Raw genomic sequence first — 21,593 nt, 5'->3', positions numbered from 1 at the left:
CGGAGGCGTTGCCGGACGGAGCCGGTCGGCCCGCAAGGCCGCGTCTGGCGCATGTGGCCATGGCGGAGGACATCGGGAGAGGAATCGAACCCCAACAGACTTCGAGTCTGCGCCCACCTGAAGGACGTGGCTGCGCCGACACGGGGAACGCGATCCGGAGAATCCGGTGCGCCCCTTACGCAACCGAGAACGACGATAGAGAACCAGGTAGGCCGAACGCGAGCCATTTTCGCTCACCGGCCGAGACATGGCACCCGCCGACTCGCCACGCGGACTCGGGTACGAAGCCCGGCCACCGATCTCTCCGCGGCGGTCGGCGGCCCTTCGGCCGGGAGCGCACTCGGCACGTCCGGCGTGCGGGCGCCGAGGGAGTTCAGGTCAGTTGTCGGTCACGTCCACGCCGCGCCAGAAGGCGACGTAATCCTTGATCTGCGCGGCTTTGGGCTTGGGGGCGGGGTAGTACCACGCGGCGTCGGGGTTGGTCTCGCCGTCGACCACCACGGTGTAGTAGCTGGCGGTGCCCTTCCATGGGCAGATCGTGTTGGTGTCGGAGGGCTGGAAGAACTCCGAGCGCACCGAATCCGGCGGGAAGTAGTGGTTGCCCTCGACGAGGATGGTGTCGTCGCTGGTCGCGAGGACGCGGCCGTGCCAGGTTGCCGTTGCCATACCTCGATTCTGCCCCAGTTCCACGGACCGTGCGTGGCCCCGCGGTCGGCCGTCCATGGTCAGGCAGGCAGGTCCCGAGAAGGCGAAGTGGGCCGAGTTTCGCCGCGGTGGAGTTCGACGGCCAATGCGATGAGTTCGCTCATATGGTCGCCGTCGGTCCGGGCTTGTCGTACGGCCTCGTCAACGGGAAAGGCGCGGACCTCGAGGATTTGTTCGGCATCCGCCGGGTTGGTCGGCGCGGAGTCGAGCAGCACGTCCGCCGTGCACCACAGCCACGCCTTATGCGGATGCGGCTGCCACTCGCGGTACGGCGCGGGTTGGTTGCTCGTCGCGTGATGGGCGCCGAACCATCGGATCGGCCCGACCGGGCGCGCGCCCGCCTCCTCCCGCAACTCCCGGCGAACGCACGCGTCGACGGACTCGCCGCGCTCTCTGGTGCCGCCGGGAACCAGCCAGACGTCGCGATCGTCGCGGCACAGCACGACCTGCTCACCGACGAAGCAGACGACGTGGATATTGGTGACCAGTTCGTCGGGCGGAAGCGTGGTGGAGAAACGCACGTCCAGATCACCCCAGGCCCAGTGCGTCGGCGCGTGCAGCAAGGGGTAGCGGTCGGCGAGCGTCACAGTTCGACGGTAGCGTTCGCCGACCGCGATGTCCGCTGATTTCCGGCCCGTGATTGCGAGCTCTACCGCGAGACGGGAAGTGACCCAGCGGGATTCGTCCGTGCGAGCACTTCACCGGCGGCAATCGCCGTGCCGCTGCACGTCATGGTTCGCGGGCCAGTGCCCGGTAGCCGACGTGCCAGAGCCACTCCACCGGTCCCCGCTCGAAGCGGCGCAGCCACAGGTGTGCGCCCACGGCGATGATCAGCGACACCAGCAGATAAATCCCGACGGTGAACGGAACCCGGTCGCCGGGCGAGATCCGGGCGGCGAGCCCGAAACCCCAGCCGTAGCAGAGGACGGACGCCACGAGGTTCTGCAGGATGTAGCAGCTGAGCGCGGTCCGGCCGATCTCGGTGAGCCGGCGCCCGGCGAATCCGGCCCGGGGACGCCGGACGTACCACTCGGCTGCCGCCGCGAGAATGCCGAGGGAGACGAACGGAGCACTGCCGTAGCGGGTGAACAGGATGAGATCGCCGCCACCAGCGATACCGGTGATCAGGTCGATCGGCGCGGCGACGCCCAATCCGATGATCATGAGGCGCTTGCGGATCCGCGCGCCATCCGGGCGGAACACCCCCGCGCGGAACAGCCGGGCGCCGACCAGGAACAGCGCGACCGACATCGCGAATACGAAGACCGCCTCGATCCGGAACAGGCCCGCATTCTCCAGCCGGAACAGCGCGAGATCCCAGAAGGATCCGTTCGGGTAGGGATTCGGGTCCAGTGGCCGATCCGCCGCCTTCTCTTGCGGCGCGAAGGCCACGGCGATCGCGATAAAGGTCAGCATGGCGACGTGCACGCCGGCCGCCGCGACCAGCCAGCGTCGCTGCGTCCGTTCGCCGGTGGCGAGCACGAACGCGACGACCAGGCCGGTCACCGCGTAGCCCATCAGCACGTCGAACTCGGCGACGAACACGAAATTCAGCAGGCCGTCCAGGAACAGCAGTCCCGCGCGCCACGGGTACTTCCCCGGCCAGCGCCGCCCTGCTCTGGTCGCCGAGCGTTGCTGGATGGCCAGGCCTATGCCGAACATGATGGTGAGCAGCCCGAGGAACTTGCCCTGGGCGAGTTGCTGGAGCACCCGTTCGGTCCACATCCATCCGCCGGAGGACGCGCCCAGCTCTTGGAGGTAGCCGATCAGCCCCTGCGGGTTGGTCAGGATCCAGATATTGGTGCCCAGCGTGCCGAGAATGGCGATGCCCCGCAGCACGTCCAAGGCGACGAGCCGGGCAGGCGGGAGTGAGTTCCGCGGAACCGCCGTACCGGGGCGACCCGGCGTGTCGCCGCGCGGATCGGCGATCGATTCGGTCATGCCCAGACTATCGCGCCGACCTGCGCCACACCGGGTCCTCCGTAAGTACCACCTGCGGTATGACATTCAACTCCGCCGGTCGCGACGGGGCCTGCGGGGTGCGTCGCCTAGGCTCGACAGCATGCAGCGCATCATCGGAATCGAGGTCGAATACGGCATCTCGACCCCAACCGAGCCGTCGGCCAACCCGATCCTCACCTCCACGCAGGCGGTTCTGGCCTACGCCGCGGCCGAGGGCGTACCGCGTGCGAAGCGCACCCGCTGGGACTACGAGGTGGAGTCGCCGCTGCGTGACGCGCGGGGATTCGACCTGAGCCGGATGAACGGACCGGCGCCGGTGATCGATGCCGACGAGGTCGGTGCGGCCAACATGATCCTCACCAACGGCGCGCGGCTCTACGTGGACCACGCCCACCCGGAATACTCCGCGCCGGAGGTCACCGACCCGCTGGACGCGGTGGTCTGGGACAAGGCCGGCGAGCGGGTGATGGAGGCCGCTGCACGGCACGCCTCGAGCGTGCCGGGGGCACCGCGGCTGCAGCTGTACAAGAACAACGTCGACGGCAAGGGCGCCTCCTACGGCACGCATGAGAACTACCTCATGAGCCGCGAGACGCCGTTCAACCAGATCATCGTGGGGCTCACGCCGTTCTTCGTGTCCCGCCAAGTGGTCTGCGGGTCCGGCCGGGTCGGCATCGGCCAGTCCGGCGACCAGGCGGGGTTCCAGCTGTCCCAGCGCTCGGACTACATCGAGGTCGAGGTCGGCCTGGAGACCACGCTCAAGCGCGGCATCATCAACACCCGCGACGAACCGCACGCCGACGCCGACAAGTACCGCAGGCTGCACGTCATCATCGGCGACGCGAACCTGGCCGAGATGTCGACCTACCTGAAGGTCGGCACCACCGCCCTGGTGCTCGACCTGATCGAGGCCGGCGAGGACCTGTCGGATCTGCAGCTGGCCCGCCCGGTCACCGCGGTGCACACGATCAGCCACGACCCGACGCTGCGCGCGACCGTCGCGCTCGCCGACGGGCGCGAGCTCACCGGTCTCGCACTGCAGCGCGTCTACCTGGACCGGGTGATCAAGTTCGTCGATCGCACGGGCAACGACGACAAGCGCGTCCAGGACATCATCGAGAACTGGGCCATGGTGCTCGACCTGCTCGAACGTGACCCGATGGAGTGCGCGAACCTGCTCGACTGGCCCGCCAAGCTGCGCCTGCTCGAGGGCATGCGCCACCGGGAGGGTCTCGGCTGGGCGGCCCCGAAGCTGCATCTGATGGACCTGCAGTACTCCGACGTGCGGCTGGACAAGGGTCTCTACAACCGCCTGGTCGCCCGCGGCTCGATGAAGCGGCTGGTCACCGAACAGCAGGTGCTGGACGCCATGACCAACCCGCCCACCGACACCCGCGCCTACTTCCGCGGCGAATGCCTGCGCCGCTTCGGCGCCGACATCGCGGCGGCGAGCTGGGACTCGGTGATCTTCGACCTGGGCGGCGATTCCCTGGTGCGCATCCCCACCCTGGAACCGCGCCGCGGCACGAAGGCGCATGTCGGCAAGCTTCTCGACGGTGTGGACACCGCTGCCGACCTGGTCGAGCAACTGACCACCTGACACAGCACGGCGACAAAATCGGCACACTGTCGGCGCTGGTAGGTAGTGTTGAGGGACGAGCACGGACAATGCTCATGATCGGGATCGTGCTCACGATGGGTCCCGGTCATGATGAGGACAGAGGAGGTCGGCTGCCATGGCACAAGAGCAGACCAAGCGCGCCGGGGGCGGCGACGAGGACGAGGGCCCGGACGGCGTAGACGCCGCCGGTCAGGAGCGCCGCGAGAAGCTGGCGGAGGAAACCGACGACCTGCTCGACGAGATCGATGACGTGCTCGAGGAGAACGCCGAGGACTTCGTCCGCGCGTACGTGCAGAAAGGTGGCCAGTGACAGTCGGTGACCCCTCGCGTCTCCACCTGGGGTACGCCCTCTCCTCCTTCTCCGACTACTTGCGCATGCATGCTCCGGACCTCTTGCCGGCCATGAGGTTCGGACAGGGTGCCGCCGGAATCTCCGGCGGCACTTCCGCGAAGGACATCGCTCCGCACGGCACCACCATCGTCGCGGTCAGCTACCGCGGCGGTGTGCTGATCGCCGGTGACCGGCGCGCCACCCAGGGAAACCTGTTGGCAAGCCGGGACATCGAGAAGGTCTACATCACCGACAGCTATTCCGCGGCGGGCATCGCCGGCACCGCGGGCATGGCGGTGGAGATGGTGCGGATCTTCGCGGTGGAGCTGGAGCACTACGAGAAGCTCGAGGGCGTGCCCCTGACCTTCGACGGCAAGGCGAACAAGCTGTCGAAGATGGTGCGGGAGAATCTGCCTGCGGCCCTGCAGGGTCTGGCGGTGGTTCCGATGCTGGTCGGCTACGACCTCGACGCCACCGATCCGGACAAGGCGGGCCGCATCGTGTCGTTCGATGTGGTGGGTGGACGCAGCGAGGAACGTTTCGGGTACGCCGCGGTCGGTTCCGGCTCGGTGTTCGCGAAGTCCGCGCTGAAGAAGTTGTACGCCAAGGGAATCGATCAGGACCGTGCGCTGCGCATCGCCGTCGAGTCGCTCTACGACGCGGCCGACGACGACACCGCGACGGGTGGCCCGGATCTGGTGCGCGGCATCTTCCCGACGGCGATCATGATCGATGAGGAGGGTGCGGTCGAGGTGACCGAATCGCGGCTCGCGGAGATCACCCGCGGGATCGTCGCCGACCGCGAGGCTGTCGAAGAAGGGAGCGCCTGATCATGACCCTGCCGTACTACGCGTCGGCCGAGCAGATCATGCGCGACAAGACCGAGCTGGCGCGCAAAGGCATCGCTCGGGGGCGCAGCGTCGTGGTGCTGACGTATGACAAGGGTGTGCTGTTCGTCGCGGAGAACCCGTCCGCGACGCTGCACAAGGTGAGTGAGCTCTACGACCGGGTCGGGTTCGCCGCGGTCGGCAAGTACAACGAATTCGAGAACCTGCGCAGGGGCGGCATCCTGCAGGCCGATATCCGCGGCTATCAGTACGACCGCCGCGATGTCACCGGCCGGGCGCTGGCCAACGCCTACGCGCAGACCCTCGGCACGATCTTCACCGACCAGCTCAAGCCGTACGAGGTGGAGATCTGCGTGGCCGAGGTGGGCTATCCGGAGCAGGCCGCGCAGTCGGTGCTGTACCGGATCACCTTCGACGGGTCGATCGTGGACGAGCGGGAGTTCGTGGTGATGGGCGGCACGACCGAGCCGATCGTCACCGCGTTGAAGGCGTCCTACCAGCCCGGTCTCGAGCTGGCCTCGGCGGTCGGCGTCGCGGTGCGCGCGCTGCAGGCAGGCGTGCCGGAGGGCGCGGAGAAGGAGAAGCGTGTGCTCGGCGTGAGCTCGCTCGAGGTCGCGACCCTGGAGCAGGCGCGTCCACGCCGGGCGTTCCGCCGGGTCACCAACGCCGCGCTGGAGCGCTTGCTGAGTCCGGCGCAGGCCGACAAATCCGCGTCCGAGAACGGCAAGCCCGAGTCGAAGGACGAGAAAACGGCGGGGGAGGACACTCCCTCCACGGAGTGACCCCCACCCGGCCGAGGAGGCGCGACGGCCCGCGAACGAGGACTCGTTCGCGGGCCGTGCCGTCATGTCCAGGTACGGCCGGAGGTGTGCATCCTTCCGGTGCATCCGCCGTTTCACCCGCGCAAATTCCGACAAAGCGGGCCAAATCGTTGTGAAGACGTATGCATACGGGTTGTTCGGTGCCCCACGCAACCCCCTGACATGGCTGTAATGTCGATAGTGTGCAGCGACGAATTATGGGGATCGAGACCGAGTTCGGTGTGACATGCACCTTCCACGGTCACCGTCGACTGTCCCCCGACGAGGTGGCCCGGTATCTGTTCCGCCGGGTGGTGTCCTGGGGCCGTAGCTCGAACGTGTTCCTCCGCAACGGTGCCCGGCTCTACCTCGATGTCGGGTCGCACCCGGAGTACGCGACCGCGGAGTGCGACAACCTGGCGCAACTGGTGACCCACGACCGTGCGGGCGAGCGGGTCCTGGAAGAGTTGCTGATCGACGCCGAGCAGCGTCTCGCTGAAGAAGGCATCGGCGGCGACATCTATCTGTTCAAGAACAACACCGACTCCGCGGGCAACTCCTACGGCTGCCACGAGAACTTCCTCGTGGTCCGCGCGGGCGAGTTCTCCCGGATCTCTGATGTGCTGCTGCCGTTCCTGGTGACCCGCCAGCTGATCTGCGGCGCGGGGAAAGTGCTGCAGACGCCGAAGGCTGCCACCTTCTGCCTGTCGCAGCGCGCCGAGCACATCTGGGAGGGTGTCTCCTCGGCGACCACCCGCTCGCGGCCGATCATCAATACCCGCGACGAGCCGCACGCCGACGCGGAGAAGTACCGCCGCCTGCATGTGATCGTCGGCGACTCCAACATGTCCGAGACCACCACCATGCTCAAGGTCGGCACGGCCGCCCTGGTGCTGGAGATGATCGAGGCGGGGGTGTCGTTCCGCGACTTCGCCCTGGACAACCCGATCCGCGCGATCCGCGAGGTCAGCCACGACCTGACCGGCCGTCGACCGGTGCGCTTGGCGGGCGGCAGGCAGGCCAGCGCGCTGGACATCCAGCGGGAGTACTACGCCCGCGCGGTGGAACACTTGCGCAACCGGGACCGTGATCCCCAGATCGACCAGGTCGTGGACCTGTGGGGACGGACCCTGGACGCGGTCGAGGCGCAGGACTTCGCCAAGGTCGACACCGAGATCGACTGGGTGATCAAGCGCAAACTGTTCCAGCGCTATCAGGACCGGTACGGCATGGAACTGTCCGATCCGAAGATCGCCCAGCTGGATCTGGCCTACCACGACATCAAGCGCGGACGCGGCGTCTTCGACCTGCTGCAGCGTAAGGGCCTGGCCAAGCGCGTCACCGAGGACGAGGCCGTGGACGCCGCGGTCGACACCCCGCCGCAGACCACCAGGGCCAAGCTGCGTGGCGATTTCATCACCGCAGCCCAGGAGGCAGGACGCGACTTCACCGTCGATTGGGTGCACCTGAAGCTGAACGACCAAGCGCAGCGCACCGTGCTGTGCAAGGACCCGTTCCGGTCGGTCGACGAACGCGTCGATCGCCTGATCGCGTCCATGTGAGCTTGCAATCCGCTTCGCTGCAGCGGCGGCGCGGCCGTGCCGCCGCTGCCGGTCAGCGTTCCTGGTCTTCGGCCAGGTAGCGTTCGACCTTCTCCACCTTGGTCGTCATCGCATCCGTGACGCCGGGGCGGATGTCGGCCTTCAGCACCAGGCTGCACCGTGGCGCGACGGCGAGGATGGCCTCGGTCGCCTGCTTCACCAGGGCCATAACCTCGTCCCATTCGCCCTCGACGGTGGTGAACATGGCGTCGGTGCGGTTGGGCAGTCCGCTGGCGCGCACCACGCGGACCGCTTCGGCGACGGCCCGCCCGACGTCGACGCCGGTACCGAGCGGAGTGACGGAAAAGGCGATGATCATGGTTCGATGATGCCCGCTCGCGGGCTGTGATCGACCGAATCGCGCGCCGCCGCGCGGTGACGCCACCATGCCGATTACCCTCTATCGCGTGGCGATATCCAAGGTCGAGCGGCTGATGAATCTGGTTATCGCGCTGCTGTCGACCCGGCAGTTCCTGACCGCGGAGCGGATCCGGGACAGTGTTGCCGGATACGAGGACTCCGCCAGCGACGAGGCGTTCAGCCGGATGTTCGAGCGGGACAAGAACGAGCTGCGCGATCTGGGCATTCCGCTGGAAGTCGGACCGGTGAGCCGGTACTCGACGATCGAGGGGTACCGGATCAACCGGGACGCCTATGAACTGCCCGATATCGACCTGACCGACGAGGAGGCCGCCGCCGTCGCGGTGGCCGTGCAGATGTGGGAGTCGCCCGAGCTCGCCGCGGCGGCGGAGGGCGCGCTGCTCAAACTGCGCGCGGCGGGCATCCACGTGGAGACCGATGCGGCTGTGGCGTCGGTGCCCGCCGTACCGGCCCGCACCCGTGGGTCGGAACCGGTGCTGGGCAAGCTGCTGGCCGCGATCGACGCGGGGCAGGCGGTGCGATTCGAGCACCGCGGCGCGATCAACGCTCCGTACCTGATGCGCGACGTCGAGCCGTGGGGTGTGGTCACCCACCACGGCCGGTGGTACCTGGTCGGGCACGACCGGGCCCGCAACGCGGTGCGCAGCTTCCGGTTGTCCCGGATCGGCGACGAGGTGACCCCGTATGGTCCGCGCAACGCGGTCCGCAAGCCCGAGGGCGTCGACCTGCGCGCGATCGTCGATCAGGTCACCAGCACGGCGCCGGTCAGCGGCACGGCCACGGTGTGGGTCGCCGAGGGGCGCGGACGCGAGATCCGCAGGCTCGGCGAGGTGACCGGCGAGCGCCCCATCGGCGGCCGCCCGGGCTCCGTGGTGCAACTGCCGGTGCGTTCCCGCGACTGGCTGGCGCGGCTGATCACCGGTCTCGGACCGGACGCGGTGGTGCTCGCCCCCGAGGATCTCCGGACCGATGTCATCGCCCGGCTGCGCTCGGTGTTCGACCATACGGAGGTGCGGGCATGAGTTCCCGGCTCTCGGTCCGGTTGTCGCGGCTGCTCAACATGATCCCGTACTTCATCGCCCATCCCGGCATCAGCGCCGCCGAGGCCGCCGCGGATCTGGGTGTGACCACCAAGCAGTTGATGAGCGACCTCAACCAGCTGTGGATGTGCGGACTGCCCGGGTACGGTCCTGGCGACCTGATCGACCTGTCGTTCTCCGAGGAGAGCATCGAGGTCACCTTCTCCGCCGGCATCGATAGGCCGTTGCGGCTGACCTCCACCGAAGCGACCGCCCTGCTCGTCGCGCTGCGCTCGATCGTGGACATGCCGGGCATGGTCGACCCCACCGCGGCGCACGCGGCCATCGCCAAGATCGAATCCGCCATCGCAGGCGGGTCGGCGCCCGCCGAGGACGAGCAATCACGCATGCCGCCGCGGGAGGCGCCCGCCGTGTCCGCCGTGCGGGCGGCGCTGGCGCTGGGTCGTGCGGCCCGCCTGGTGTACTACTCCGCCAGCCGCGATGTGGTCTCCGAACGCATCGTCGACCCGATCCGCATCGTCCTCGTGGACGACTACAGCTATCTGCAAGCCTGGTGCAGACAGGCCGAAGGCGTGCGGCTGTTCCGCTTCGACCGGATCGAGGCCGCGACCGAGCTGGACGAGCCCGCCCGGCCGCCGAAACACGCCACCGACGCGACGGCGGGCCTCGACCTGTTCCAGGACGATCCGGCGGTTCCCCTGGCGCGGTTGCGCATCCACGCCGACTACGCTTGGGTACTCGATCAATACCCGATGCACCGGCTCGCGGTGCACCCGGACGGCAGCCTGGAGGCGACCATGCGGTTCGCCACGCTGGACTGGATGGCGCGGCTGCTGCTGGGCTTCGGCGCCGGCGTCACCGTTCTCGGCCCGCCGGAACTGGTCGCCGCCGTGCGCGAGCGGTCGAACGCCGCCCTGGCCGCCTACGAGGAAGCCGGATACCTGGAGGCCCGATGACGGACAACCGAACAGCGTGCCGCCGAGCGGCGGCGCACCGGAGGCTCGATGTGCGGTAGTTCGCCCGGCGCTTTACGCACCGGTCGCATGCCGGTTTTCCGCCGGGTACGAGAGGCGGCAACGGCGTGAACAGTCGCGTGCTGGTGATCGGAGCGGGCAGCATCGGCAATTTCGTCGGCGGCAAGCTGGGCGTGGCCGGTGCGGAGGTCACCCTGGTCGGCCGCAGGGGGATGCTCGACGAGATCACCGCGTCCGGGCTGCGGCTCACCGACCTCGACGGCGCCGACGACGCGCTGGCGGCGGACCGGTTCCGCGTCGCCACAGAGCCGGATGACGCCGGGTCGGCCGATCTGGTGCTAGTCACCGTGAAATCGGCGGCAACGGCCGAAGCGGTGCGCGAACTGAGCGGGAAGATCCGGCCGGGCACCGTGGTGCTCAGCCTGCAGAACGGCATCGGCAACGACTCGGTGATCCGGGAGGTCCTCCCGCAGTGCGTGGTGCTGGCGGGCATGGTGATGTTCAACGTCGTGCACCATCCCGGCGGACACTTCCACCGCGGCACCGAAGGCGGCCTCGCGGTGCAGGACGACCCGGCTCTGGCGCCGTTCCTGGGCGTGTTCGAGCGCGCGGGACTCGAGTTGCGCCGGTATCCGGATCTGCGCCCGGTGCAGTGGGCGAAGCTGCTGCTCAACCTGAACAACCCGATCAACGCGCTGTCCGGGCGTCCGCTGCGCGAGGAACTCGCCGACCGAGACTATCGCCGCTGTCTCGCGCTGGCCCAGCGCGAAGCGCTCGCGGTGATGAACCGGGCGCGGATTCGCCCGGCGCGGTTGACCCCGCTGCCACCCCGGGTGATGGCCGCGCTGCTGACCGCCCCGAACGCCCTGTTCCAGCGGGTGGCCGGGCAGGTCCTCGCGATCGATCCGGTGGCACGCTCGTCCATGGCAGACGATCTGGCATTGGGCCGCAAGACCGAAATCTCCTGGCTGTGTGGCGAAATCGTCGGGCTCGGCGCGATGGTGGGCATGCCGACGCCGGTGAATCAGCGGCTGATCGAATTGGTGGTCGCCGCCGAACAGGGCGACCGGCGCACATGGACCGGTCCGGAACTGCTCGGCCAGCTGCGGGACGCCGCGGCGGGCGGCTCGGCCGAACGCCGGGCGAACGAGCGGTGACGGCGGCGTTCGCGCACGTCACGGTCCGGTAGCATCGAGGCATCACAGTCTTGGGAGGTAGATCATGGGCAGTCTGAGCATCTGGCACTGGCTGATCATTGCGGTCGTTTTCGTGATGTTCTTCGGCGCGAAGCGGATGCCCGACGCGGCCCGCAGCCTGGGCCGCTCGCTGCGCATCTTCAAGAGCGAGGTCAGCCAGATGCAGAGCGAGAGCAACGCGCCGAACACCGGCGCCGCCGCTGCGCAGCCTGCACCGCAGCTGCCCGCCGGGCAGCAGGCGACGCCGTCGGCGACCGAGGCCCGCACCGAGCAGAAGTCGGTCTGAGCGGGTCCGCTCGTGCCGGGGTGAGGAAGAACTCACTCCGGTCGTAGTGCTGTTGCCGAGCGAGGCACACCAACCCAGGGGCGATCACCAACCATGCGAATCCCGTTCGATCCGCGGCGCAGCAAGCGCAGGACCAATCCCGACGGCACTATGTCGTTGGTCGAGCATCTGCAGGAGTTGCGCTACCGCCTGCTGGTCTCGATCGCCGCGGTGATCGCCACCACCGTGCTCGGTTTCCTCTGGTACGGGCATTCGTTCCTGGGCATCGAGAGCCTGGGTGAGATCCTGCGCGGACCGTACTGTTCGCTGCCTCCCTCGGCGCGCGCGGCGCTGAGCCCGGACGGCGAATGCCGACTGCTGGCCACCGCGCCGTTCGAACAGTTCACCTTGCGCCTGAAAGTCGGCATGACCGCCGGTGTCGTGCTCGCGGCGCCGATCTGGCTGTATCAGCTGTGGGCGTTCATCACCCCGGGCCTGTACGCCAAGGAACGCAAATACGCGATCGGGTTCGTGTCCTCGGGCACCGTGCTGTTCACCGCTGGTGCGGTGCTGGCCTACGTCATCATCGCGCACGCGTTGAGCTTCCTGCTCACCATCGGCGACAACGTGCAGATCACCGCGCTGAGCGGCTCGCAGTACTTCAGCTTCATCATCCAGTTGCTGATCATCTTCGGGGTCAGCTTCGAGACCCCGCTGCTGATCATCGGTCTGAACCTGGTCGGGGTGCTGACCTATCAGAAGCTCAAGGCCTGGCGGCGCGGAATCACGTTCGGGCTGTTCGTCTTCGCCGCCATCGTGACCCCGCAGGACCCGTTCTCCATGCTCGCGCTGGCACTGGCGCTGACCGTCCTGTTCGAGGTCGCCATCCAGTTCTCCCGGATCAACGATCTGCGCCGGGCCCGCAAGGAGCGCGAAGGCTGGGGCGCGCTCTCGGACGAGGAAGCCTCCGAGCTGGGCGTGCCCGAGCCGATCGACCCGGCGGAGTCGATCACGACTCCGCAGGAGAAATCCACACGACCAGTGTCGGACTACTCCGATACGCTCTGACGAGTGACAGATCACCGGTCGCAGACGGGCGAATTGGCCGCATTCTCCGCCGAGCTGAAGTTCCGGCTGGATCCATTTCAGCGCGACGCGTGTGTGGCGCTCGAGGAGGGCCACAGCGTTCTGGTCTGCGCGCCGACCGGCGCGGGCAAGACCGTCGTCGGCGAATTCGCCGTGCATCTCGCGCTGGTCGCGGACGGAAAGTGCTTCTACACCACGCCGATCAAAGCGCTGTCGAACCAGAAGTTCGCCGACCTCACCGAGCGCCACGGCCGCGACAACGTCGGACTGCTCACCGGCGACCAGACGATCAACCCGGACGCGCCGGTGGTCGTGATGACCACCGAGGTGCTGCGCAACATGCTGTACGCGTCCTCGGACGCGCTGCGCGGCTTGTCGTACGTGGTGATGGACGAGGTGCACTACCTCGCCGACCGATTCCGCGGCGCGGTGTGGGAGGAAGTCATCCTGCATCTGCCGCCGGACGTCCGGTTGGTCAGCCTCTCGGCCACGGTCAGCAACGCCGAGGAGTTCGGCGCCTGGATGGAGACCGTGCGCGGCGACACCGCGGTCGTGGTCGACGAAACGAGGCCGGTGCCGCTGTGGCAGCACGTCATGGTGGGGCGGCGGATGTTCGACCTGTTCGACACCAAGTCCACCGAACAGAAAGTGCTCGTGGACGAGGACCTGGTGCGGTTCATCCGTCATCGCGAAGCCGCCGAGCGGATGAACGGCTGGAACGCCCCGCGCAACGGCCGCGGTGGTCCACGACGTGATTTCCGTCCGCTGCCGCGACACGAGGTGCTGGGCAAGCTGGACGAGGAGGGCCTGCTGCCCGCCATCACGTTCATCTTCAGCCGTGCGGGATGTGACGGTGCGCTCGCGCAATGCCTGCGGTCGCGCCTGGACCTGGGCCGCCCGGACGAGGCCGAAAAGATCGACGCGATCATCGAGAAGCACACCGGCGACCTGCCCAAGAGCGATCTCGAGATACTCGGCTACTGGGAGTGGCGCGAAGCGCTGCATCGGGGCCTGGCCGCGCACCACGCCGGGATGCTGCCCGCGTTCCGGCACACCGTCGAGGAACTGTTCGTCAACGGGCTCGTTCGCGCCGTCTTCGCCACCGAGACGCTGGCTCTGGGCATCAACATGCCCGCGCGCACGGTCGTGCTGGAGCGGCTGGTCAAGTTCAACGGCGAGTCGCACGCGGAACTCACGCCGGGGGAGTACACCCAGCTGACCGGGCGCGCGGGCCGGCGGGGCATCGACGTGGAGGGCCACGCGGTGGTGTTGTGGCAGCCCGAGGTGGATACCAGCGCGGTCGCGGGCCTGGCCTCGACCCGCACCTATCCGCTGCGCAGCTCGTTCCGGCCGGGCTACAACATGTCGATCAACCTCATCGACCGGATGGGCGCGGACGAGTCGCGTGCGTTGCTGGAGCGGTCGTTCGCGCAGTTCCAGGCGGACCGCTCGGTGGTCGGGCTGGTGCGCGGCATCGAGCGCAACGAGGCCACGTTGCGCAAGCTGCGCGATCAGCTCGGCGGAGCCGAAGGCGGGTTCCTGGACTATCTGGCCCTGCGCGAGCGGATCAAGCAGCGGGAACGGCAGCTGACCCAGCAGAATCGCGCCGACCGGCGGGGCGCGGCGGTGGACGCGCTCGGCGCCCTGCGCCGCGGCGACGTGGTGGCCATTCCGTCCGGGCGCCGCGCCGGGCTGGCGGTGATCCTGGAGCCGGACGCGACGCCGGGGGATCCGCGTCCGCTGGTGCTCACCGAGGACAAGTGGGCGGGCCGGGTGTCGGTGGCCGACTTCCCGGTGCCCGCCGAGGCGCTCGGACACATGCGGCTGCCACGCCGGGTGGACCACCGCACCGCGCGCACACGCCGCGACCTGGCCTCGGCGCTGCGCAGCACCGGAATCTCGGTGCCGGGCAGGCCGCGGCGCGGCCACCGCTCCGCCGCGGCCGACGACCGGGAACTGGCCACGCTGCGGCGCAGCCTGCGCGCGCATCCGGCGCACACCAGGCCCGACCGCGAGCAGCTGGCCCGGATCGGTGAGCGCTACAACCGGTTGCTCCGCGAAACCGAGTCCATGCGCCAGAAGGTCGCCGCGACCACGAACTCGTTGGCGCGCACCTTCGATCGGATCCTCGGTCTGCTGGAGGAACGCGGATTCGTGCACGACAGCGAGGTGACCGCCGAGGGGCGCAGGCTGGCCCGCATCTACACGGAGAGCGACCTGCTGGTCGCCGAATGCCTCCGGCAGGGACTGTGGCGCGGACTCGGTCCGGCCGAGCTGGCCGGCGTCGTCTCGATCCTGGTGTACGAATCCCGCCAGGAAGGCGGATATCTCGGCGCGAGCGGACCGACGGCGCCGATCCGGCGAGCCGTCGGCGCGACCATCGGCGTGTGGTCGGAGCTGCGGACCGATGAGGCGCGGCACAAGCTGCCGCCCACCAGGGAACCGGATCTGGGCTTCGTCACCGGTGTCTACAAGTGGGCGCGCGGCGACGGGCTGGCCGAGTCGCTGCTCGCCAGTGGTGATCAGGGCGCACCGCTGGCGGCGGGCGACTTCGTGCGCTGGTGCAGGCAGGTGATCGATCTGCTCGATCAGATCCATAGCACCGCGGACGATCCCGAGGTCGCCGCCACGGCGGCGAAGGCGGTGCGGGCGATCCGGCGCGGTGTCGTCGCCGTCGACGCCGCCTGAGTGGTATCGGTGGCGCGCGTGGCGGACACCGCGAACGCCGCCAATGTCAACACGGCGGATTCGATTGTGATTTGATTTCTTTCGCGTACCGACCGTGGCGGAAGAGTCGTGTCATGCGACGAGGCCCATGCGGGGGGCTACCGTGTGTACAACGATGCGAGTGGAGGCAAGCAGATGAGCGGCCCTTACGGACCGAACGAACCCGGGGAGGGACGCAACGATCCCACCCAGCAGTGGGGTGGACAGCAAGCGCCCGGCGGCGCGGGTCCCACGCAGCAGTGGGCCGGTCAGCCGCAGACCCCGGCCTCGGCCCAGCCGACCCAGCACTGGGGTGAGCAGCAGCCGCAGCAACAGTGGGGGCAGCCGCAGCAACAGCAGTGGGGGCAGCAGCCGCAGCAACCCCAGCAACCGCAATGGGGTCAGCAGCCCGCCCAGGGGCAGCCGCAATGGGGTCAGCCGCAGCAGCAGGACTGGGGTCAGCAGGGTCAGCAGCAGTGGGGTCAGCCGCAGCAGCAGTGGGGCGCCCCCGCACAGCAGCCGCCGCAGCAGGGCGGCAAAGGCAAGGGTTTGATCATCGGCCTGTCTCTGCTCGGCGTCGTCGTTGTCGGTGCGATCGTCGCGCTCGTTCTCCTGCTGACCGCCAAGGATCAACTCGACCAGGCCGCGGTGCAGGACGGCGTGAAGAAGGTGCTGTCGGACTCCTACGGCATCCAGGACGTCAGCGACGTCACCTGCCCGTCCGGCCAGGAAGTCAAGGTCGACGCCACGTTCGTGTGCGACGTGAAGGTCAGTGGCGAGGCCAAGAAGGTCACCATCAAGATCACCAAGGACGACGGCACCTACGAGGTCGGTCGCCCGAGCTAGCTCTGTTCGATCGGCAGCGCCTGCGGCGCTGCGTGTTCGCGGCTGTGCTGGTTCGGCCGCGACTTCGCGGTCGTGTTCGCGATCCATCTGTGGCTCGCTTCCGAGCGACCGCCGCTGGCGACTTCGTCGCGGACGCGGCGGCCACTCGGACGCGAGCCGGGCCGCGAACGAGCAATGCTCGGTCTCGCTCCGCTCGAAAGCGGGGTTGGGCCGTGTGGTTGCGTGAGGTGGTAGTGGCCCGACCTGGATGCGCACCGCGATGCAAGCGGGCGATCGGGCGGGCGCCGCTGGCAACTTCGTCGTCGACCGGTTGCCGCTTGGACGCCGACTCGGTTTGTCGTGCCTCGCCTTCACTTGCGGAATGTTCGCGGCCCCATCGCCAACGTGCGCAGTGGGGTCCTTCGTATCGGGCTCAGCCGGTGCGTGACCCGAGCGCGGTGATCAACCGACTGACGGGGCTTTCGGCGTTGTAGGCGGTGGCAAGGGCCCGCAGCCGCTCCGGGTCGGCGGGCTCGGCCGGCAAGACGTCGGAGCGGGAGAGCGCGACGTCGGCGTCCCGGACCACACGGACCACCGGCGCGGCGGCCTTCAGGTAGTCCTCGGCGGCCCGGAGCCGGGCGCGCGTGCCGTTGGCCAGCTCGGCATCGGGATCCTCGACTGCCGCGCGCAGCGCGTCGAGCGAGCCGAAACGAGAGATCAGCGTGGCCGCGGACTTCTCGCCGATGCCGGCCACACCGGGCAGGCCGTCGGAGGCGTCACCGCGCAGTGTGGCCAGATCGGCGTAGGCCGGGCCCGCATTCCGCACCGGCACACCGTATTTCGCCGCGACTTCGGCCGGGCCGAACAGCTCCGCCTTGGCCAGCCCGCGTCCGGCATAGAGCACTCGCACCGGGGGAGCCGGCTCGTCCCGCACGAGCTGCAGGAGATCGCGGTCGCCGCTGACCACGATCACCGCGTCGGTACGCTCCCGGGTGGCCAGGGTGCCGAGGACGTCGTCGGCCTCGAGGCCTTCCGCCCCGCCGGTCGCGATGCCCGCCGCGTCGAGCACCTCGAGGATCATCTCGACCTGCGGTGTGAGGGTGTCGGGCACCGTTTCCGCCCCGGGTGCGGCATCCGGGGACGTGTCCAGCCGGTGTGCCTTGTACGACGGCACCAGCTCCACCCGGTACGCGGGCCGCCAGTCCAGATCGAGGCACACCACCAGCCTGACCGGCGCGTACTTGGTGATCAGCGACGCCACCATGTCGGTGAAACCGCGCAGCGCGTTCACCGACCGGCCATCGGGCGCGGTGATCTTCTCCGGGATCGCGTGAAAGGCGCGGAACCAGAGACTGGCACCGTCCAACAGCAGCAGGGGCGCACCGGGAACAGAGGTCACGCGCTGAGGCTACTCGCCCGCACCGACACCGCTCGGCGAAGTTCGGCGTTCCTCCGGCAGGTGTGGCGGGTAACGTCGGACGAATGAGCTCGCATACGGATTCCAGGTTCGCGGCGGACGTCTACGGTGCTCGGCTGGAGCGGGCGGTGGAGCTGATCCGGGCCGCCCATCTGGATGCCCTGCTGATCACACCCGGGCCGGACCTGCGCTACCTCATGGGGTCGGCGGCCGAGTCGTTCGAGCGGCTGACCTGCCTGGTGATCCCCGCGGACGGGGCGACCCCGTCGGTGGTGATCCCGAAACTGGAGCTGGCTTCGCTGGACGCCTCGGCGGCCGGCGAATTGGATTTGCAGGTGCTGGACTGGGTCGACGGTACCGACCCCTATGCCCTGGTGAAGTCGGCGCTGCACGTGGGTTCCCGGGTGGCCGTCGCCGATGCCATGCCGGCGCTGCACCTGCTGCCACTGGCCGAATCCTTCACCGGCCTCCCGGTCTCCGCTACTCCGGTGCTGCGCGAACTGCGCATGATCAAAGACACGGCCGAGGTGGACGCGCTGCGCCGGGCCGGCGCGGCGATCGATCGGGTGCACGCCAGGATGGGGGAGTTCCTGCAGGTCGGCCGCACCGAGGTGGAGGTCGGACGCAGTATCGCGGAGGCGATCGTGGCGGAGGGGCACACCGATGCCGCATTTGTGATCGTCGGCAGTGGCCCCCATGGCGCCGACCCGCACCACGGGGTCTCGGAGCGGCGCATCGAGTCCGGGGATGTGGTGGTGATCGACATCGGCGGCCCGGTCGAACCCGGCTATTACTCGGACTCGACGCGCACCTACGTGCTGGGGGATCCCGATCCAGAGGTGGCCACCCGGTACGCCGCCCTCGAGCGCGCCCAAGCGGCGGCGGTCGCGGCCGTCCGGCCCGGTGTCACGGCCGCCGCCGTGGACGCGGCAGCTCGAAACCCGTTGATCGAGGCAGGTTTCGGCGCCGCCTTCGTCCACCGCACCGGCCACGGCATCGGCCTCTCGGTGCACGAGGAGCCCTACATCGTGGCGGGCAACGACCTCGTCCTGCAGCCGGGCATGGCCTTCAGCGTCGAGCCCGGCATCTACTTCCGCGGCGAGTGGGGCGCGCGGATCGAGGACATCGTCGTCGTCACGGAAGACGGCAGCGAGTCGCTGAACAACCAGCCGCACGGCCTCACGGTGTTGTGACGCACGGATGCGGTCGCCGCAGTGCGACTAGGCGGTGGCGCCGTTGCCTTCGGTAGCCGGTGCGACGAGGGTACTGCTGGACAGCACGCGCCGGACCTGGATGGCGATCACCACCCGGGTCGGGTTCTCTCTGGGGACCCGGTAGCGGCCCGCGTACCGCTGCACCGCGTCGGCGACACTGTCGGGGTCGTCGAGCACGGTCGCCGGGCCTTCCAGCGTGATCCACCGGATGCCGTCGACCTGGCTGACCGCCGCGTATCCCGAACGGCGCACGTTGCGCACCTTCACCGAGCCGTCGTTGGTGATCACGCGCGCGATCCCGGCGTCTCGGTCCCAGGTGAACCCGACCGCCACCACGTGCGGCGTCCCGTCCGCCCGCAACGTCGTCAGCGTGGCGAGATGCCGCTCGGCGACGAACTCGAGGGCGGCGGTCGACAATTCAGCAGTAGTGGTCGGCATTCTCCGACCGTAGCCTCCGCCGTCTGATGAGCGCACCCGGAGGTCGTGCAGCGCCGGATCGTCGAGCAGGCGGTGACACCGGGTCACCGGGGTATGCGACGCCGCGGCGGGGCAATGACAGACTGTGGCGCATGGGAACGCGTGGGTTGGTGGACGGGGCCGTGCTGCTCCTGGGCGGGCGTAGCGAGATCGGGCTGGAAGTGGCGCGGCGCTTGGCGCCGGGACGGGTGGTGATTCTCGGGGCGCGGCGCAGCGACGAGCTGGCCGAACAGTGCGCGGAGATCGCGGCTGCCGGTGCGAGCGCTGTGCACACGATCGAGTTCGACGCCGACGACAGCGCGAGTCATCCGGCGCTGCTGGAGAAGGTCGCCGCCGAGCACGGACGGATCGGTATCGCGGTGCTGGCGTTCGGCGTGCTCGGCGATCAGCGGCGTGCCGAGAAGGACCCCGCCCACGCGACGGCGATCCTGCACACCGACTTCGTCGCGCAGGCCAGTGTCCTCACCGTCCTGGCGAATTTGCTGCGCACGCAAGGCGAAGGGCAGCTCGTGGTATTCAGCTCGGTGGCGGGCGTCCGGGTCCGGCGTGCCAACTACGTCTACGGATCTGCCAAGGCCGGACTCGACGGATTCGTCAGCGGCCTCGCGGACGCGTTGCACGGCAGCGGTGTTCGGCTGCTGCTGGTCCGTCCCGGCTTCGTCATCGGGCGGATGACCGAGGGCATGTCCCCGGCCCCGTTCTCGAGCACCCCCGGCCAGGTCGCCGACGCCGTGGTCAAGGGCTTGCGCCGCGGCGCGGGCCGGGTCTGGGTGCCCCGGATCCTGCAGCCGGTGTTCTTCGCGATGCGCCTGCTGCCCCGGCCGATCTGGCGCCGGATGCCACGGTGAGTGCCGCAGCGCCCCTGCCGTGGACCGGGCCGCCGATCGCGGTAGTCGGGATCGGCGCCGATGGCTGGGACGGTCTCGGTCGCGCCGCCCGCGAAGCCGTCGGCGACGCCGAGATCTTGTTCGGTTCCACGCGACAGCTCGCGCTCGTGCCCGAGGCGGTGACGGCGACGCGGGTGAACTGGCCTTCGCCGTTGCTGCCCGCGCTACCCGAACTGCTCGAGCGGCACAGCGGGGCGCGGCTGTGCGTCCTGGCCAGCGGCGATCCGATGTTCCACGGAATCGGCGTGACCCTGGCCCGGCTGTTCGGAGCGGGTGCGCTGCGGGTCTTGCCGCAGCCGTCGTCCGCGTCACTGGCCTGCGCCCGCCTGGGCTGGTCACTCGCGGAAACGCCGGTGGTGAGCGTGGTGGGGCGGCCGTTGGTGACGGTGCTGCCCGAACTGGCCGACCGCAGGCGGCTGCTGGTGCTCAGCGCCGACGAGCACACGCCGCCGGTGCTTGCGCGGTTGCTAGGGCGGCACGGTTTCGGCGCCTCCGAGCTGACCGTCCTCGAGCAATTGGGCGGCCCGGCCGAACGTCTGCACACCGGTCTGGCGAACAAGTGGGATCGCCCACCCGGCGACCCGCTGAACATCGTCGCGATCAACTGCGTTGCCGACCCCGACCAGCCTCGGGCCACACGGCTGCCCGGCCTGCCGGACGAGTTGTTCGGCGGCGACGGCCAGCTGACCAAGCACGAGATCCGCGCGCTGACGCTCGCGGCGCTGGCACCCGCCCCGGGCGAACTGCTGTGGGACGTCGGCGGCGGGTCCGGCAGCATCGCGATCGAATGGTGCCGCGCGCATCCGGCGAACCGTGCCGTCACGTTCGAGCGGCTCGAGCGCCGACGGCTGCAGATCTCCGACAACGCGGCCGCTCTGGGCGTCCCGCACATCGTGATCCGCGGCGAGCTGCGCGCCGAACTCGCTGGCGACGCTGAAATCGCCTCGCCTGACGCGATTTTCGTCGGCGGCGGCCTGACTCAGGATGACCTGCTCGAGACATGTTGGGCGCAGCTGCGACAAGGCGGCAGGCTCGTCGTGAACGCGGTCACCGCCGAATCGGAATCGCTGCTGCTCAACTGGGCATCCGCCCAGGGCGGCGCGTTGCGGAAGTTCCAGATCTACCGCGGCGAACCGCTGGGGGCCTTCACCGCGTGGCGGCCCCAGCTCCCGGTCGCACAGTGGTCGGTGACGAAAAAGCGCGACATCGGGCCGGTATTCCCCACCGATGGGTGAACGCGTTATCGGTCACGGGGTA

21 protein-coding genes are annotated in these 21,593 nt (G+C 69.1%); 15 read left to right on the top strand and 6 right to left on the bottom strand.

Annotation, left to right across the window (positions count from 1 at the left end):
• Positions 1-378 precede the first annotated feature (378 nt).
• The 3 genes from IU459_RS30445 to IU459_RS30435 form a co-directional block, all read right to left on the bottom strand.
• On the bottom strand, positions 379-666 hold the full coding sequence (locus IU459_RS30445) for a DUF427 domain-containing protein (RefSeq protein ID WP_195133038.1): 288 nt from the start codon (positions 664-666) through the stop codon (positions 379-381).
• Between the two features lie 59 nt (positions 667-725).
• Complete coding sequence (locus IU459_RS30440) at positions 726-1,292, bottom strand: NUDIX hydrolase (protein ID WP_324199088.1); 567 nt, start codon at positions 1,290-1,292, stop codon at positions 726-728.
• A gap of 142 nt (positions 1,293-1,434) precedes the next feature.
• A complete protein-coding gene (locus IU459_RS30435) occupies positions 1,435-2,646 on the bottom strand; it encodes a DUF418 domain-containing protein (RefSeq protein WP_195133037.1) in 1,212 nt (403 codons plus the stop codon).
• A 121-nt stretch (positions 2,647-2,767) separates the two neighbouring features.
• Between IU459_RS30435 and dop the strand changes: the two genes are divergently transcribed.
• The 5 genes from dop (at position 2,768) to pafA (ending at position 7,829) form a co-directional block, all read left to right on the top strand.
• Positions 2,768-4,267 (top strand): depupylase/deamidase Dop, encoded by a 1,500-nt coding sequence (gene dop / locus IU459_RS30430; protein ID WP_195133036.1) that lies wholly within the window; start codon positions 2,768-2,770, stop codon positions 4,265-4,267.
• Positions 4,268-4,403: 136 nt separating this feature from the next.
• Positions 4,404-4,598 (top strand): ubiquitin-like protein Pup, encoded by a 195-nt coding sequence (locus tag IU459_RS30425; protein ID WP_014986166.1) that lies wholly within the window; start codon positions 4,404-4,406, stop codon positions 4,596-4,598.
• Positions 4,595-5,449 (top strand): proteasome subunit beta, encoded by an 855-nt coding sequence (gene prcB / locus IU459_RS30420; RefSeq protein ID WP_195133035.1) that lies wholly within the window; start codon positions 4,595-4,597, stop codon positions 5,447-5,449. Before IU459_RS30425 ends, prcB begins: the two co-directional genes overlap by 4 nt.
• A 2-nt stretch (positions 5,450-5,451) precedes the next feature.
• A complete protein-coding gene (gene prcA, locus IU459_RS30415; RefSeq protein WP_195133034.1) occupies positions 5,452-6,249 on the top strand; it encodes a proteasome subunit alpha in 798 nt (265 codons plus the stop codon).
• Between the two features lie 221 nt (positions 6,250-6,470).
• The gene (gene pafA / locus IU459_RS30410; RefSeq protein WP_174186519.1) at positions 6,471-7,829 is read left to right on the top strand and encodes a Pup--protein ligase; all 1,359 of its coding nucleotides are present in this window, start codon (positions 6,471-6,473) and stop codon (positions 7,827-7,829) included.
• A gap of 52 nt (positions 7,830-7,881) precedes the next feature.
• Here pafA and IU459_RS30405 read toward each other — a convergent pair whose 3' ends face one another.
• Positions 7,882-8,187 (bottom strand): MTH1187 family thiamine-binding protein, encoded by a 306-nt coding sequence (locus IU459_RS30405; RefSeq protein WP_195133033.1) that lies wholly within the window; start codon positions 8,185-8,187, stop codon positions 7,882-7,884.
• A gap of 88 nt (positions 8,188-8,275) precedes the next feature.
• Here IU459_RS30405 and IU459_RS30400 point away from each other — a divergent pair, with 88 nt between their 5' ends.
• From IU459_RS30400 to IU459_RS30370, 7 genes are all read left to right on the top strand, one after another.
• Positions 8,276-9,271, top strand: coding sequence for a helix-turn-helix transcriptional regulator (locus tag IU459_RS30400; protein ID WP_195133032.1), 996 nt, complete (start codon positions 8,276-8,278; stop codon positions 9,269-9,271).
• Positions 9,268-10,245 (top strand): helix-turn-helix transcriptional regulator, encoded by a 978-nt coding sequence (locus tag IU459_RS30395; RefSeq protein WP_195133031.1) that lies wholly within the window; start codon positions 9,268-9,270, stop codon positions 10,243-10,245. Before IU459_RS30400 ends, IU459_RS30395 begins: the two co-directional genes overlap by 4 nt.
• Before the next feature lie 125 nt (positions 10,246-10,370).
• The gene (locus IU459_RS30390) at positions 10,371-11,420 is read left to right on the top strand and encodes a 2-dehydropantoate 2-reductase (protein WP_195133030.1); all 1,050 of its coding nucleotides are present in this window, start codon (positions 10,371-10,373) and stop codon (positions 11,418-11,420) included.
• Positions 11,421-11,484: 64 nt separating this feature from the next.
• Positions 11,485-11,745, top strand: coding sequence for a Sec-independent protein translocase subunit TatA (gene tatA, locus IU459_RS30385; RefSeq protein ID WP_195133029.1), 261 nt, complete (start codon positions 11,485-11,487; stop codon positions 11,743-11,745).
• A gap of 93 nt (positions 11,746-11,838) precedes the next feature.
• A complete protein-coding gene (gene tatC, locus IU459_RS30380; RefSeq protein WP_195133028.1) occupies positions 11,839-12,792 on the top strand; it encodes a twin-arginine translocase subunit TatC in 954 nt (317 codons plus the stop codon).
• Positions 12,793-12,795: 3 nt separating this feature from the next.
• Positions 12,796-15,498: a DEAD/DEAH box helicase gene (locus IU459_RS30375; RefSeq protein ID WP_195133027.1), complete on the top strand. Its 2,703-nt coding sequence runs from the start codon at positions 12,796-12,798 to the stop codon at positions 15,496-15,498.
• Between the two features lie 174 nt (positions 15,499-15,672).
• Positions 15,673-16,362: a DUF4333 domain-containing protein gene (locus IU459_RS30370; RefSeq protein WP_195133026.1), complete on the top strand. Its 690-nt coding sequence runs from the start codon at positions 15,673-15,675 to the stop codon at positions 16,360-16,362.
• 412 nt (positions 16,363-16,774) lie between these two features.
• Here IU459_RS30370 and IU459_RS30365 read toward each other — a convergent pair whose 3' ends face one another.
• On the bottom strand, positions 16,775-17,740 hold the full coding sequence (locus tag IU459_RS30365; protein WP_195133025.1) for a 5'-3' exonuclease: 966 nt from the start codon (positions 17,738-17,740) through the stop codon (positions 16,775-16,777).
• Between the two features lie 83 nt (positions 17,741-17,823).
• On the opposite strand from IU459_RS30365, the gene IU459_RS30360 reads away from it, so the two are divergent.
• A complete protein-coding gene (locus tag IU459_RS30360; protein WP_195133024.1) occupies positions 17,824-18,951 on the top strand; it encodes a M24 family metallopeptidase in 1,128 nt (375 codons plus the stop codon).
• 27 nt (positions 18,952-18,978) lie between these two features.
• Here the strand turns inward: IU459_RS30360 and IU459_RS30355 are convergent, their stop codons facing one another.
• Entirely contained in the window at positions 18,979-19,410 is a 432-nt protein-coding gene (locus IU459_RS30355) for a PPOX class F420-dependent oxidoreductase (RefSeq protein ID WP_195133023.1), read from the bottom strand.
• Between the two features lie 131 nt (positions 19,411-19,541).
• On the opposite strand from IU459_RS30355, the gene IU459_RS30350 reads away from it, so the two are divergent.
• Positions 19,542-20,297: an SDR family NAD(P)-dependent oxidoreductase gene (locus tag IU459_RS30350; protein WP_195133064.1), complete on the top strand. Its 756-nt coding sequence runs from the start codon at positions 19,542-19,544 to the stop codon at positions 20,295-20,297.
• Positions 20,276-21,571 carry a precorrin-6y C5,15-methyltransferase (decarboxylating) subunit CbiE gene (gene cbiE, locus IU459_RS30345; protein ID WP_195133065.1) on the top strand — a complete coding sequence of 432 codons (1,296 nt, stop codon included), beginning with the start codon at positions 20,276-20,278 and terminating at the stop codon, positions 21,569-21,571. The genes IU459_RS30350 and cbiE overlap by 22 nt, the downstream gene beginning before the upstream one ends.
• Positions 21,572-21,593: the final 22 nt, after the last annotated feature.

This window comes from Nocardia amamiensis (assembly GCF_015477605.1).
GTDB classification, from domain to species: domain Bacteria; phylum Actinomycetota; class Actinomycetes; order Mycobacteriales; family Mycobacteriaceae; genus Nocardia; species Nocardia amamiensis_A.
Note: the sequence above shows the minus strand (reverse complement) of the source record. Positions and strands in the feature narration are given on the sequence as shown.